This is a genomic window from Mycobacterium sp. BK086 (genome assembly GCA_004362315.1).
GTDB lineage: Bacteria > Actinomycetota > Actinomycetes > Mycobacteriales > Mycobacteriaceae > Mycobacterium.
The window spans coordinates 210376-223379 of record SNWL01000007.1 but is presented as its reverse complement, the minus strand read 5'-3'; the positions used below and the strand labels follow the sequence as shown (position 1 = coordinate 223379).

11 protein-coding genes and 1 pseudogene are annotated in these 13004 nt (G+C 67.2%); 7 read left to right on the top strand and 5 right to left on the bottom strand.

Annotation, left to right across the window (positions count from 1 at the left end; genetic code table 11):
• Nucleotides 1-30: 30 nt before the first annotated feature.
• A complete protein-coding gene (locus EV580_RS24795; RefSeq protein WP_133694513.1) occupies nt 31-1482 on the bottom strand; it encodes an HNH endonuclease signature motif containing protein in 1452 nt (483 codons plus the stop codon).
• Nucleotides 1483-1545: 63 nt separating this feature from the next.
• Between EV580_RS24795 and EV580_RS24790 the strand changes: the two genes are divergently transcribed.
• The 3 genes from EV580_RS24790 to EV580_RS24780 are packed head-to-tail and all read left to right on the top strand — an operon-like array spanning nt 1546 to nt 4080.
• Entirely contained in the window at nt 1546-2295 is a 750-nt protein-coding gene (locus EV580_RS24790) for a class I SAM-dependent methyltransferase (RefSeq protein WP_133694511.1), read from the top strand.
• A gap of 25 nt (nt 2296-2320) precedes the next feature.
• Nucleotides 2321-3628 (top strand): adenylate/guanylate cyclase domain-containing protein, encoded by a 1308-nt coding sequence (locus EV580_RS24785; protein ID WP_133694509.1) that lies wholly within the window; start codon nt 2321-2323, stop codon nt 3626-3628.
• On the top strand, nt 3625-4080 hold the full coding sequence (locus EV580_RS24780) for a pyridoxamine 5'-phosphate oxidase family protein (protein ID WP_133694507.1): 456 nt from the start codon (nt 3625-3627) through the stop codon (nt 4078-4080). The genes EV580_RS24785 and EV580_RS24780 overlap by 4 nt, the downstream gene beginning before the upstream one ends.
• Here the strand turns inward: EV580_RS24780 and EV580_RS24775 are convergent, their stop codons facing one another.
• Nucleotides 4081-4878: a dienelactone hydrolase family protein gene (locus EV580_RS24775; RefSeq protein ID WP_133694506.1), complete on the bottom strand. Its 798-nt coding sequence runs from the start codon at nt 4876-4878 to the stop codon at nt 4081-4083.
• A gap of 9 nt (nt 4879-4887) precedes the next feature.
• On the bottom strand, nt 4888-5586 hold the full coding sequence (locus tag EV580_RS24770; RefSeq protein ID WP_183508224.1) for a DUF4245 domain-containing protein: 699 nt from the start codon (nt 5584-5586) through the stop codon (nt 4888-4890).
• Here EV580_RS24770 and glpX point away from each other — a divergent pair.
• From glpX to EV580_RS34680, 4 genes and pseudogenes are all read left to right on the top strand, one after another.
• Entirely contained in the window at nt 5585-6616 is a 1032-nt protein-coding gene (gene glpX / locus EV580_RS24765) for a class II fructose-bisphosphatase (RefSeq protein ID WP_133694504.1), read from the top strand. The two genes, EV580_RS24770 and glpX, sit on opposite strands and share 2 nt — an antisense overlap.
• 12 nt (nt 6617-6628) lie before the next feature.
• Nucleotides 6629-8041: a class II fumarate hydratase gene (locus EV580_RS24760; protein ID WP_133694502.1), complete on the top strand. Its 1413-nt coding sequence runs from the start codon at nt 6629-6631 to the stop codon at nt 8039-8041.
• A 6-nt stretch (nt 8042-8047) separates the two neighbouring features.
• On the top strand, nt 8048-9298 hold the full coding sequence (locus EV580_RS24755; protein ID WP_133694501.1) for an MFS transporter: 1251 nt from the start codon (nt 8048-8050) through the stop codon (nt 9296-9298).
• 943 nt (nt 9299-10241) lie between these two features.
• A pseudogene (locus tag EV580_RS34680) lies at nt 10242-10910 on the top strand (hypothetical protein); the annotation flags it as partial.
• On the opposite strand, the gene EV580_RS24745 reads toward EV580_RS34680, so the two are convergent.
• Together EV580_RS24745 and EV580_RS24740 are read right to left on the bottom strand one after the other, a co-directional pair.
• Nucleotides 10907-12112: a cation:proton antiporter gene (locus tag EV580_RS24745; protein WP_133694497.1), complete on the bottom strand. Its 1206-nt coding sequence runs from the start codon at nt 12110-12112 to the stop codon at nt 10907-10909. The pseudogene EV580_RS34680 and the gene EV580_RS24745 sit on opposite strands and share 4 nt — an antisense overlap.
• On the bottom strand, nt 12112-12993 hold the full coding sequence (locus EV580_RS24740; RefSeq protein ID WP_133694496.1) for a polysaccharide deacetylase family protein: 882 nt from the start codon (nt 12991-12993) through the stop codon (nt 12112-12114). Before EV580_RS24740 ends, EV580_RS24745 begins: the two co-directional genes overlap by 1 nt.
• Nucleotides 12994-13004 lie beyond the last annotated feature (11 nt).

Here is a 13004-nt window from a genome sequence, read left to right as displayed (position 1 = left end):
CGTCAAAAGCACAGCCCTTTGCCAGGGCGCTTAAAAAGGCGGCGGGTCGTGGTCGTTTGCTGGCCGCGAGGAGCCCAACAAGACGTGGTGGCGGGCACGTCGCAGCTCCCGATTGCGGCTGCGCTCGGCCGCGACGTACTTGGCCCGATTCTGTGCCCGAGTCGTCTTGCGTCGCGGCATCCGGACGGTGCGATCGCCGTCGGCTTCGGTTGCCGGGCGGGCTTCGGGAGCGGGGGTCGGAGCCATCAGACTCGGGAACAACAGGGCACTGCCCGGCGTGGTGACGTAGGTCTGGTTGCCGGGCAGGGTCCAGATGACCGTGCCGTCCGCCAATTGTTTGTCACGCCAGCCCCAGAAGGTCTTCAGAATGTGGCATCGGCGGCAGAGACATTTCACGTTGCCGGCATGGGTCGGACCGTGCGGGATCGTATGGTCCAGATCGCACTGCGTGGCGGGCTTGTCGCAGCCCGGGCCGCGGCAGGTGAGGTCGCGGGCACGGATGAAGTCGGCCAACCCACGCGACGGGCGGTACCCAGGCTCAGCCGAAAGATCGGCGGGGTGGATCAGCGGGCTGAGCCGAGCCTGCTTCGCCAGCTCGATCAGCAGCTCGCCCGGAATCAATGTGTCGGAACCCAATACGTATGCCGGTGTGTCCGAGCGTCCCCGCAGGGTGGCTTCCTCGGCGACGACGTGGATGACGACCGGCGCTGGGGCCGGCTTGTCGGCCGCGGGGCAGTTCGGATCACCGCACTGGCAGGCCAACCGGTCGGCGCGCGCAGCCAGCGCACCATAGGCGTCGGCGCGGCGCTGAGCGAGAGTCCGCGGATCGGCCTCGCAGACCGTCTTCGCCAGCGCATCGAGCCGTTGGTCGAATGCCTGCGCGTCGGTGGACAACACACGCGCGATGACTTCGGTGCAGCCATCCATATCGTCGCCGACGATCACTTCACGATCCTTGGCCCGCTGGCGGCGGCGCCGCACGGCATCGGGGTCGTGCTTGATCACAACGCGATCGATCTCGGAAGCCAGCTTCCCGTCCGTCATCGACGGCCACCGGGCCGCACGGGCGGCCAGCTGGCGGTCGACCTCAGCCAAGATTGCGGCATCGGTGATGAGGCCTGTACGGAACACGACCGTCTGGAACATCTGCATATCGATGTCGCCGGCGAGGAACACCGCCGCGACTTCGGGCAGCTGCCTCATCGCCAGTCCGTTGGTCATGAAGCCGCCGGCCTTGCCGACGCTGACGCGAAGCGCGGCAGCCAATTCGGCGCCCACCGCGGCCCAGGTGTCCACCGCCCAGGTTTCACGCTCGCCACGTTCGCGACGACGAAGCTCAAACAACTCGGCGACCGAGAGGAGCCGGCGGGCCGCCCCCTGGTTTTCCGTTCGTGCGGAAGTGCAAATGCTGGTCAGCAGCGCACGTGACTCGTCCGTGGGGGACGGCTCCCAGTACTCGTGATACTGACTTCCTCCGAACATATGTTCGATAGTACGTCGACTGGGTGACAGTTTTCTCCCAATCGATCGGCGCATCCTGGATGCATGGATCAACCAACCCATACCAACCGCCGCCGGGCCGGCGCGTTCGGTGTGGCCGCGGACAGTTACCACCGCTACCGCCCGCGCTACCCGCATAGCCTGATCGCCGGACTGGTCGAGCGCGACGGTATGCGTGTCCTCGACGTCGGGGCGGGAACCGGGATCGCGTCGGTGCAACTGCGCGACGCGGGAGCTGAGGTTCTCGCGATCGAGCCCGACCCTCGTATGGCACACGTTGCTGAAGCCAACGGCATCCGAGTGGAGCAGGCGACATTCGAGGACTGGGATCCCGGCGACAGACTGTTCGATCTCGTGGTCTTCGCCCAGTCATTCCACTGGGTTGAGCCGCACTCCGCGCTGGACAAGGTCGCATCGATCCTCACCCCCGCCGGACACCTCGCCCTGCTGTCGAACCGGATAACCCCCATCGCGCCAAGCCGGGCAGAGCTGGACAAGGCATTCACCGGTTTACTCGGTAGTTCGGAGCGGCGTCCAATCGACGCCGTCCACAGTGATGATCTACCAACAACATTCGCGGACCATGGCTACGCCGTCGAACGTCGCCACGTAGACGAACACCGGCACTATCCCGGCGACGACTGGGTGCGCATGGTGTTCACCCATTCGAACGTGCTCACCCTCGACGAGCAGACACAAGCCGAGTTGCGCGCGCGCCTGGAGCGGGTCGTCGGCGCCGACGGAGTGGACGCGGAAAACCACGCGACCGCCGTCATCGCAACGCCGTCCTCGTAGGCCTCCCGCGGCCTAGAATTCCGCCGTGTTCTCCGAAACGCGCTATGCGATGAACGGAGATTTGCGTGTCGCCTATCGCGCATCACCCAAGGGCGAGCGCGACATCGTGTTCGTCCCGAACTGGTTCACGAACTGCGAAGTCTTTCCCGACCTGCCCGGCGTTCAGGGCTGGATGGAGGCGATGACATCGCTGGGCCGCCTGATCTTGTTCGATCAACCGGGCAGCGGAGCGTCCGATCCTCTCGAGCCGGGTGCAATGCCCACCTTGGAGCAATGGACCGACAGCATCACGGCGGTGCTGGACGCCCTCGACGTCTCGGACGCAACACTGGTCGCCTACGCAGGCGCGATCCACACTGCCGCGTTGTTCGCCGCGACGTATCCGTCCCGCACGACCGCACTGGTCTTGCCGGAAAGCACCCCAGATGGCTTGAACCGGACGGAATCGATGCAGGACATCGTTGCCACGGCCGCGGCCATGTGGGGAACCGGTGAATTGGAGCACCTGATCAATCCGGATATGCCGTGGAATGAGGAAATCCGGGCCGCGTGGGCACGACACGAACGCCTCGCGGCGAGCCCACGCACTGCGGAAGTCATGTTGCCGCTTCTCACCGAGGCGAACGCGCACGCCATCTTTCCGGCCGTCCGTGTCCCCACGCTCCTGATCCACCACCGCAACGATCCCTTCATCCCGCCCGAGAGAGGCAAGGCTGTCGCCGATTACATCGAAGGCTCGAAATTCGTTGAACTGCTCGGGCGAAACCTCTACCACGTCGTCGAACCGTGGCGCGATTCCTTCGACGAGATCGCGACGTTCCTCACCGGCCATCAGCCCGACGTCGCCGACGACCGTGTTCTGGCCACCGTGCTGTTCACCGACATCGTCGATTCGACCCGGCGCGCGGCGCAGATGGGCGACCGGGACTGGCGTGCACTGCTCGACGCCCACGATGCAGTCGTGCGTGCACAGCTCGCCCGCTTCCGGGGCCGCGAGGTCAGCACGTCCGGCGACAGCTTCCTGGCCATGTTCGACGGTCCCCAGCGAGCGATTCGCTGCGCCATGGCAATTCGCGACGCGGTGCACGCGCTCGGTATCCAGGTGCGGGCCGGCCTGCACACCGGCGAGTGCGAAGTCCGCGGCGACGACATCGGCGGTATCGGTGTCCACATCGGTGCTCGCGTGAGCGCGAAGGCGGGACCGAACGACGTCCTGGTCTCAAGTACGTTGCGGGACTTGGTGATCGGATCGGGTCTGGAATTCGAGGACCGCGGGACCCACGAACTCAAGGGCGTTCCCGGCGAATGGCGACTCTCGGCGGTGACATCATGACGACGTGGCGTGATGTTCAAGCCGCAGAACCCGAATTCGCCCAACGCGTGCAGGCGCTGTTCGACGCGCACAAGCACAAGACCATCGCCACCCTGCGCGCCGACGGCTCGCCCCGCATCTCCGGCATCGAGACCACGTTCGAGGATGGCGAGGTCAGCTTCGGCTCAATGCCCAACGCCCGCAAGGGTTCCGACCTACGCCGCGATCCGCGCTTCGCATTGCACAGCGCCACCGTCGACCCCGTCGAAGGCGAAGAGGCTCAGTGGCCGGGCGAGGCCAAAATCGCCGGGCGGGCAATCCATTCTGGCCCGATCGTCGACGGCCCCGACGGCGACGCCTTCCGCGCCGACATCACCGAAGTCGTGCTCACGCACCTCAACCCCGAAGCCACGCTGCTGGTCATCGAATGGTGGACGCCCGCCCACGGACTCAGAACGATCGAACGCGAGTGACTACGTCAGCTGTTCCTTCAGGAACTGCACGACCCGCTTGCGCGCCTCGAACGCCGGATGCCCCTCTTGTTCGCGCACTTCGAGAGCGAGCACCGAATGCGCGATCCGGCCGAAGCCGTCCTTGTTGCCCTTCGACGAGTCCAGTTCGATGACCTCGAACGCGTCCCCGAGTCGGTCCTTGAGCGTCTTGAACCGCTCGGGCGGTGACATCGGATCCTCACTGAATCGCAGGCCCATCGCGCACAGGCCCTCCTCGGCGGCCCGCTTCTCGATCACCTGCAACTCCCCCTCGGACATCCCCGGGTCACGCTTGGCCTTCAGGGTCAATCCGATCGGCACCGACGGCTGGCTGAGCACCGAGGCCAGCACACTGTCGTCGACGGCGGCGGCCAGCGCGAACCCGCCGGTGAAGCACTGCCCGATCACCCCCACACCCTTGCCGCCGGCCTTCTCCTTCAGGTCTCGAGCCAATGCCCGCAGATAGTTGGTCACCGGCCGGTTCTTGTTGGTCGCGAACGCCGCGAATTCCTTCGTCACACACGCGCGCGCCAACGTCGGCACCATCATCGGACCGCGCGCCGGCGCCCCGGGGGTTCCGAACAGCGACGGCATCGCGACAGTGAAACCGTTGTCCACCAGATAATTTCCCAACGCCAGACCACCCGGATGGATGCCGGGGATCTCCGGGATCAGTACGACACCGGGTCCCGAGCCCTTGCGATAGACGTCATGGGTGAAGCCGGCCGCGCTGAACGGCGCCGCGACCCATCCGGTGAGGTCGGCTTCGGGTCCGGGCATTGACGTCTCCTATCGGCCAGGCGGCAGGGGTTTCTGCGTCTGCGTGCCAACGGCAAGCGTACGGAAGTCCGAGGTGCTGCCCGCTCCCGTGATGGCCACCTGAGCGGGCCCGGCCGAGCTGTCCAGCCGGGTGGTCCACACCGGCTCGGTGCCCTCGCCGCCCTCGTAGACGATCCACTTCACGCCGTCCACGTCCTGCGCACCCGTCGGATACATCGACGAGTGGATCGAGCCGACCAGCGCCTGCTCGTCGGCATTGCTCTGAGTGAGGCTCACGTACATCTTGGACGCGGCCAAATAGCCGATGGTCGAGAACACGGCCCGTTGACGCTGGCCCTTGCCGTCGGTGCGCCCGGCCTCGATGCCGCCGCGCTTGCCGGAATTGGCCACCCACCCGGTGGGAAGCTGCGGCAGCCGGATCGGAATCTCCAGCGCCTCGGCGTCCGCATTCAACGCGGCAGTCGCGTCATACGGCGGCGGCGCCCCGTCCTTGGGGCTGCTGGGCCGCACCGAACACATCCCCACCAGGCCCGCGAGCACGATGCACGCCAGGATCAGCGGGGCCAAGGACCAGAACATGTCGCGACCGTCCTGGAGCAGCCGTGGCTTGGCCTCCTTGGGCGGGACGCCTGCCTCTGACGGGGTGCTCACGCCAGCCAGTATCCCAGGTCTGGACTGCCGGCCGGCTTCTGGGACAATCTCAGCCATGCCAGACGCCCGTCGCCGTGAAGCTCCCGATCGCAACCTCGCCCTCGAACTGGTTCGGGTCACCGAAGCAGGCGCTATGGCCGCCGGCCGCTGGGTGGGCCGGGGTGACAAGGAGGGCGGCGACGGCGCGGCCGTCGACGCCATGCGTGAGCTGGTCAACTCGGTCTCGATGCGCGGCGTCGTGGTCATCGGCGAGGGCGAGAAGGACAACGCCCCGATGCTCTACAACGGCGAAGAGGTGGGCAACGGCGACGGGCCGGACTGCGACTTCGCCGTCGACCCGGTGGACGGCACCACCCTGATGAGCAAGGGCATGCCCAACGCCATCTCGGTGCTCGCGGTCGCCGAGCGCGGCGCCATGTTCGACCCGTCTGCGGTGTTCTACATGCACAAGATCGCCGTCGGACCGGACGCCGCCGACGTCATCGACATCACCGCGCCGATCGCCGAGAACATCAAGCGCGTCGCCAAGGTGAAGAACTCCAGCGTCGCCGACCTCACGGTCTGCATCCTGGATCGCCCGCGGCACGCCCAGCTGATCGCCGACGTGCGCGACGCGGGTGCCCGGATCCGGCTGATCTCCGACGGCGACGTCGCCGGCGCCATCTCGGCCTGCCGACCGAACTCGGGCACCGACCTGCTCGCCGGTATCGGTGGCACCCCGGAGGGCATCATCGCCGCCGCCGCCATCCGCTGCATGGGCGGCGCCATCCAGGCCAAGCTCGCCCCCACCGACGACGATGAGAAGCAGAAGGCGATCGACCGGGGTTACGACCTCGACCGAGTGCTGTTCACCGAGGACCTTGTCTCCGGTGAGAACGTCTTCTTCTCCGCGACCGGCGTCACCGACGGCGACCTCCTCAAGGGCGTCCAGTACTCCGGCGGCGGGGCCACCACCCAGTCGATCGTCATGCGATCCAAGTCCGGCACCGTCCGGATGATCGAGGCGTACCACCGGCTTTCGAAGCTCAACGAATACTCCGCGGTGGATTTCACCGGGGACAAGACCGCTGCATATCCACTCCCCTAAGAAAGGCGTTTGATGACCGACAGTGCTGTCGAGGGCGAATACCGCATCGAGCACGACACCATGGGCGAGGTCCGGGTTCCGGCAAAAGCCCTGTGGCGAGCCCAGACTCAGCGGGCCGTCGAGAACTTCCCGATCTCGTTCCGCGGGCTGGACCGCAACCAGATTCGCGCGATGGCGCTGCTGAAGGGCGCCTGTGCGCAGGTGAACAAGGATCTGGGCAAGCTCTCGGCGGAGAAGGCCGACGCGATCATCGCCGCAGCCGGTGAGATCGCCGACGGGCTGCACGACGAGCACTTCCCGATCGACGTGTTCCAGACCGGCTCGGGCACCAGTTCCAACATGAACGCCAACGAGGTGATCGCCTCGATCTGCGAGCGCAACGGTGTGACGGTGCACCCCAACGACGACGTGAACATGTCGCAGAGCTCCAACGACACCTTCCCCACCTCCACCCACATCGCGGCGACGGAAGCGGCTGTGCGCCAACTGATTCCGTCGCTCGAGGTGCTCCACGAGTCGCTGACCAACAAGGCCCGCCAGTGGCGCACGGTCGTCAAGTCCGGCCGTACCCACCTGATGGACGCCGTCCCGGTGACCCTGGGCCAGGAGTTCGGCGGCTACGCCCGCCAGGTCGAAGCCGGCATCGAGCGGGTGAAGGCCACCCTGCCCCGACTGGGCGAGCTGGCGATCGGCGGCACCGCCGTCGGCACCGGACTGAATGCCCCCGACGGTTTCGGCGCCAAGGTGGTCGAGGTGCTCGTGTCGGAGACCGGCTTGGCCGAATTGAGCACGGCCAAAGATTCTTTCGAAGCTCAGGCCGCCCGCGATGGGCTGGTCGAGGCGTCCGGCGCACTGAAGACGATTGCCGCCTCGCTCACCAAGATCGCCAACGACGTCCGGTGGATGGGCTCTGGTCCGCTGACCGGCTTGGGCGAGATTCAGCTGCCCGACCTGCAGCCGGGTAGCTCGATCATGCCGGGCAAGGTCAACCCCGTGCTGCCTGAAGCCGTCACCCAGGTGGCCGCTCAGGTCATCGGCAACGACGCCGCCATCACCGTCGGCGGGCTGTCGGGCGCGTTCGAGCTGAACGTGTACATCCCGATGATGGCGCGCAACCTGCTCGAGTCGTTCACGCTGCTGGCCAACGTGTCGAAGTTGTTCGCCGCCAAGTGCATCGACGGCCTGATCGCCAACGAGGAGCACCTGCGCGAGCTGGCCGAGTCCTCCCCCTCGATCGTGACGCCGCTGAACTCGGCGATCGGCTACGAGGAGGCCGCCAAGGTCGCCAAGCAGGCCCTCAAGGAGAAGAAGACGATCCGGCAGACGGTCATCGACCGCGGCCTGATCGGCGACAAGCTCTCCGAAGAGGAGCTCGACAAGCGCCTCGACGTGCTCGCCATGGCGAAAGTCAAAGACGGCGACTAACCGCCGATGACGCCGCGCCGGGCCGCGCTGGCCAGCTTCGTCGGTACGACAGTCGAGTTCTACGACTTTCTGATCTACGGCACCGCTGCTGCACTGGTGTTTCCGAAGCTGTTCTTCCCCAGCGCGTCTCCGGCGACCGGCGTCCTGCTCTCGTTCGCCACCTTCGGGGTCGGGTTCATCGCCCGGCCCCTGGGTGGTGTCGTGTTCGGCCACTTCGGCGATCGCGTCGGCCGCAAGCGGATGCTCGTGTATTCGCTTCTGCTGATGGGTGTTTCGACCGTCGCGATGGGCCTGCTGCCGACCTACGCACAGCTCGGAGTCGCGGCCCCGATCCTGTTGACCCTGCTGCGCCTGCTGCAAGGCTTCGCCGTCGGCGGCGAGTGGGGCGGGGCCACGCTGATGGCCGTCGAGCACGCGCCACCGGAGCGCAAGGGGTTCTACGGCGCCTTTCCACAGATGGGCGCGCCTGCCGGCACCGCGATCGCCACCCTCGCGTTCTATGCCGTCTCCCGCCTGCCGGACGCGCAGTTCCTGGCCTGGGGTTGGCGAATTCCGTTCCTGGCCAGCGCGATCCTGATCGCAATCGGGCTGGCGATCCGGCTGTCACTGACCGAGAGCCCGGATTTCGCTGCGGTACAACAGCGTTCGGCGGTGCAGCGACTCCCGGTCGTGGAGGCGTTCCGCAGGCACTGGCGCCAGATCCTGCTCGTCGCCGGCGCCTACCTGTCCCAGGGCGTGTTCGCCTACATCTGCGTGGCCTACCTGGTCTCGTACGGCACGACCGTCGCCAAGATTCCCCGAACCGATGCCCTGTTCGGGGTTTTCGTCGCCGCGGTGGTCGCCGTCGTGGCCTATCCCCTCTTCGGTGCGCTGTCGGACCGGGTGGGTCGCAAGCCGGTGTTCGTCGGCGGTGTGGTGGCCATGGGCCTGGCGGTGCTGCCGATCTTCGCCCTGATCAACACCGGCAAAGCCGGACTGTTCATGGTCGCGCTCGTGCTCATCTTCGGGCTGGCGATGGCACCGGCCGCCGGCGTGACGGGCTCACTGTTCAGCCTGGTGTTCGACGCCGACGTCCGCTACAGCGCGGTGTCGGTCGGCTACACGCTGTCCCAGGTGGTGGGTTCGGCATTCGCCCCGACCATCGCGGTGGCGCTCTACAAGGCCACCGGAACCAGCGACTCGATCGCCGCGTACCTGATCGGCGTTTCGGTTATCTCGGTGCTGGCTGCGGTGCTGTTGCCCTCCCGCGCCAGCTAACACCCTGAAGCACCATTCCCATATCTGGCAAACCTGTCTCGCAATTGCGAATGAGCCGCACGATTCAATGAGGACAGACGAAATTTCCTGTCCGCGCGTCAATTTGATGGTTTGATCTCGACAGATTTCGATCGCAAACGTCCCATAACCAATGTTACTGAAAAGCCTTGACCACCTCGTCAGCAAACGCCTACATTGAGCCATCTGCTGTCAGCAAACACTCGGCATTGCGCGGCGGCTTCGCCAAAGGGGGGTTCACATGTCCACACACCGCAAGATCATCACCGCCGGGCTCGGCGGAACCGCGATGGTGAGTATCGGCGTCGCGCTTGCGTTGTCTCCGGGCATGGCGACTCCACCAACGGCCTCCCCCGAGGTGCAGTTGGCGTCCTTCGACGTGCCGCTGGCACCCTCGACGGACCTGTGGTTCCTGGACAACACCAACAGCTCATTGATCGGCACCTCCTTCACGCCCACCGCTCTCGCGGCCGCCGTCAACGTCAACGGTTTCGACCTCTTCCGGCCCTTCGGCACGGGTGGCTGGTTGATCGGCGACGGAGTCAACGCCCAAATCGGCTGCACGGGAACCGCTTGCAATGGTGGCAACGCCGGCATTCTGTTCGGCCGCGGCGGGGACGGCCTCAACGGAGGAAACGGCGGCAACGGCGGGCTGTTCTTCGGCGCGGGCGGCGACGGCGGCCAGGGTGCTGCCGGCCAAGCCGGCGGCAACGGCGGCGACGGCGGACTCTTCTTCGGCACCGGCGGCCAAGGCGGCCAGGGCGGCGCCGGCACCACGGGCATCATCTCGTCGGTCACCGGTGGCAAGGGCGGAGCCGGCGGCAACGGCGGACGCGGCGGATTCTTCTTCGGAGCCGGCGGGGCCGGCGGCACCGGCGGTCTGGGCGGTGGCGGCTACAGCAATCCGTCGGGAGTCGTCCCACCCGGTGTCGGCGGTGACGGCGGCGACGCGGGTGCCGGCGGCACGGGCGGCGGATTCTTCGGCGGCAACGGGGCGAACGGGAACGGCGGCGGCGGTGGCGTCGGCGGAGACGGCGTCGCAAGCAACGATCCCGCGGTGCCCGGCGGCAACGGTGCCGACGGCGGCAATGGCGGCGCAGGCGTGGTCGGCGGCACGGGCGGCCAAGGCGGTCAAGGCGGAACCGGCGCTCCGAACCTCGGCACGAACGGTGTGGGAGGAACCGGCGGCGCTGGTGGCAAGGGCGGTAAGGGCGGAACCGGCAGCACGACCGGCGGCACGGGTGGCCAAGGCGGTCAAGGCGGAACCGGCGGTCAGGGCGGTACGGGTGCGGGCGCTGCCGGAGGCACCGCCGGCACCGCCGGTCAGGGCGGTCAGGGCGGGACGAGCTCGACCGGCGCAGGCGGTAAGGGCGGCAAGGGTGGCACCGGCGGTACCGGCGGCTCGACCGGCGCAGGCGGGACCGGCGCCAACGGCGGAACCGGTGGCGCCGGTGGCGGAGGCGGTGCCGGCAGCAGCGGCGCGACGCCCGGCAACGGCGGCAACGGAACGAACCCGGGCAACAACCACAATGGCGCCAACGGCGGAACCGGTGGCGCCGGCGGCAGTGGCGGCGACGGCGCCGGCCCGGCTTAGTCGGACAGGTCGGCCTTTGCGCCGTAGCGGCGAATCCCCAGCGGTGCCGTAATACTGTGCAGCACAAGGCTCATGGTCACCGCGATCACGCCGGCCTGCGTCAGCAGGTCGGCGTGCTCGATGTCGCCGCGCTCGATCACCAGTAGGCCGAGCACCACGGTGCCGATCCCCCGCGGCCCGAACCAGCCGATGAAAACCCGGCTGTAACCGGGCAAGTCGGTGCGGATCAGCGCCACCAGCACCGCGACCATCCGCACTCCGAACGGGGCCACGACACAGAACAGCACCACCCGCCAGCTGGTGTGCTGCCAGGCGTCGATCACCGCGAACGCGCCGAACATGGCGAACACCAACAGCTCCAGCAGTTGCCCGGTGGCGTCCGAAACCTGGCTCGAGACTTGGGTATTGCTGCGCCGCGCCACCACCGCGAACGCCAGACCGCCGGTGAACGCGGCGACGAACCCGCTGGCGTGCACGCGCTCACCGAACTCGAAGCAGATCAACGCGACGGCCAAGGTGGCCAGCTGTGCCCAGGTGTCGCTCATCCAGCTCCGCCGTCGCGACCACGCGATCAGCACTGCGCCGAGCAACCCGATCACCGCGCCGATGACCAGTGAGACCACCTCGGTGCGCACGACGAACCACGTCCAATCGCGCGGATGCTGGTCGGCGCGCGCCGACGCCAACGCCAGCGCGGCCAGCAGGACCGCCAGCGCGAAGCCGTCGTAGAAACCGCTCTCCACCGACAGCGCGTTACGCACCCGATCGGGAATCCGCTTGTCCTCCAACAGCGCATCGATCAGTGCGACCTCGGTGGGTGCCACGATCGCGGCCAGGCACACCGCCTCCCACCACGGCAACACGGGCAACAGCACCGCCGCCGTCAGCGTCGCGAGGACGATCGTCAGCGGTATCCCGATCACCAGGAGCCGGAACGTCACGTGCCCGCGCCGAAACACCTTGGCCGGATCCAATTTGGCGGCCTGGTTGAACAGGATCACCGTCAGCGCCAGCTGCGCCAGTACCGTGTAGCCGTCAGCACCCGGACCGGCAGCCAGCAGGTTGAAACCGAAGGGCCCGAACAACATTCCGAGCCCGACGAAGATCAGCGCGGGCGCGACGTACCAGCGATTGACCAGGCCGGACACCACGGCATAGCCCAGGACCAGCAGGGTCAGGACGAACGAGGTGGCGGTATGCACTAAGCGCCGTTATTGGACCCGCCGGAATTGGCCCCGGGGATGTCGGTGATCGGAATGTTCGGCATCGGCTTGGGCGACGGGGTCGCGGGCAGCGTCGGGATATCGGCGGCCGGGATGTCCTGCAACATGTTGGCGGGCGGACCGTTGTCCCGCGAGCCGTACACGCTGCCCGGCGCGCGCGGGCCGAGCAGCTGGCTCACGGTCACCAGGTGGTAGCCGTTGGCCTTGAGCACCGGGATGAACTGCTCGACCAGATCGACGGTGGAGGAATAGGTGTCGTGGAAGAGCACCACCGAGCCGGGCTTGATCTGGGTCATCAGCATGTAGCGGGTGGCCGCGGTATTCGAGTCGTTCATCCAGTCGAACGGGATCACGTCCCACAGGATGGCGGCCAGCCCGTACTGCGCGGCCACCTTGTTGACCGCGTCGTTGGTCAACCCGCCCGCCGGCCGCCACAGCACCGGGGTCTGGCCGGTGGCGGCCTTGATCGCGTCGTTGGCCTTGCTGAATTGGGCAGGCACGTCCTCGGGCGGGATCGCCGTCATGTTCGGGTGTTCCCAGGTGTGACTGCCCAGCTCCATGCCCGCGTCGACGACCCGTTTGGCGCCGGCCGGGTTGGCCGCGACCTTGTTGCCGATCTCGAAGAACGTGGCCTTGGCGTCGTTGTCGTTGAGGATGCCCAGCAGTCGGTCGGTGTACGGCGATGGCCCGTCGTCAAAGGTCAGCGCCACACACTTGACCACCGAGCAGTCGACAGCGTCAGCTTTGGCCACCTTGACATGGCCGGTGAAACCGCCGATCACGACGACCGCCACACCCGCGCAGACACCGATCACTGTCCGCAGATAGGACCAGGACAGACTGTCGGGAGGGCGGCGCACTCGGCTGAGTT

Excerpts from the sequence above, each read along its gene's own strand:
- EV580_RS24780 (WP_133694507.1), top strand. The coding sequence starts at position 3,625 with ATGACGACGTGGCGTGATGTTCAAGCCGCAGAACCCGAATTCGCCCAA.
- EV580_RS24755 (WP_133694501.1), top strand. The coding sequence starts at position 8,048 with ATGACGCCGCGCCGGGCCGCGCTGGCCAGCTTCGTCGGTACGACAGTC.
- EV580_RS24775 (WP_133694506.1), bottom strand. The coding sequence starts at position 4,878 with ATGCCCGGACCCGAAGCCGACCTCACCGGATGGGTCGCGGCGCCGTTC.
- EV580_RS24760 (WP_133694502.1), top strand. The coding sequence starts at position 6,629 with ATGACCGACAGTGCTGTCGAGGGCGAATACCGCATCGAGCACGACACC.
- EV580_RS24790 (WP_133694511.1), top strand. The coding sequence starts at position 1,546 with ATGGATCAACCAACCCATACCAACCGCCGCCGGGCCGGCGCGTTCGGT.
- glpX (WP_133694504.1), top strand. The coding sequence starts at position 5,585 with ATGCCAGACGCCCGTCGCCGTGAAGCTCCCGATCGCAACCTCGCCCTC.
- EV580_RS24795 (WP_133694513.1), bottom strand. The coding sequence starts at position 1,482 with ATGTTCGGAGGAAGTCAGTATCACGAGTACTGGGAGCCGTCCCCCACG.
- EV580_RS24770 (WP_183508224.1), bottom strand. The coding sequence starts at position 5,586 with ATGGCTGAGATTGTCCCAGAAGCCGGCCGGCAGTCCAGACCTGGGATA.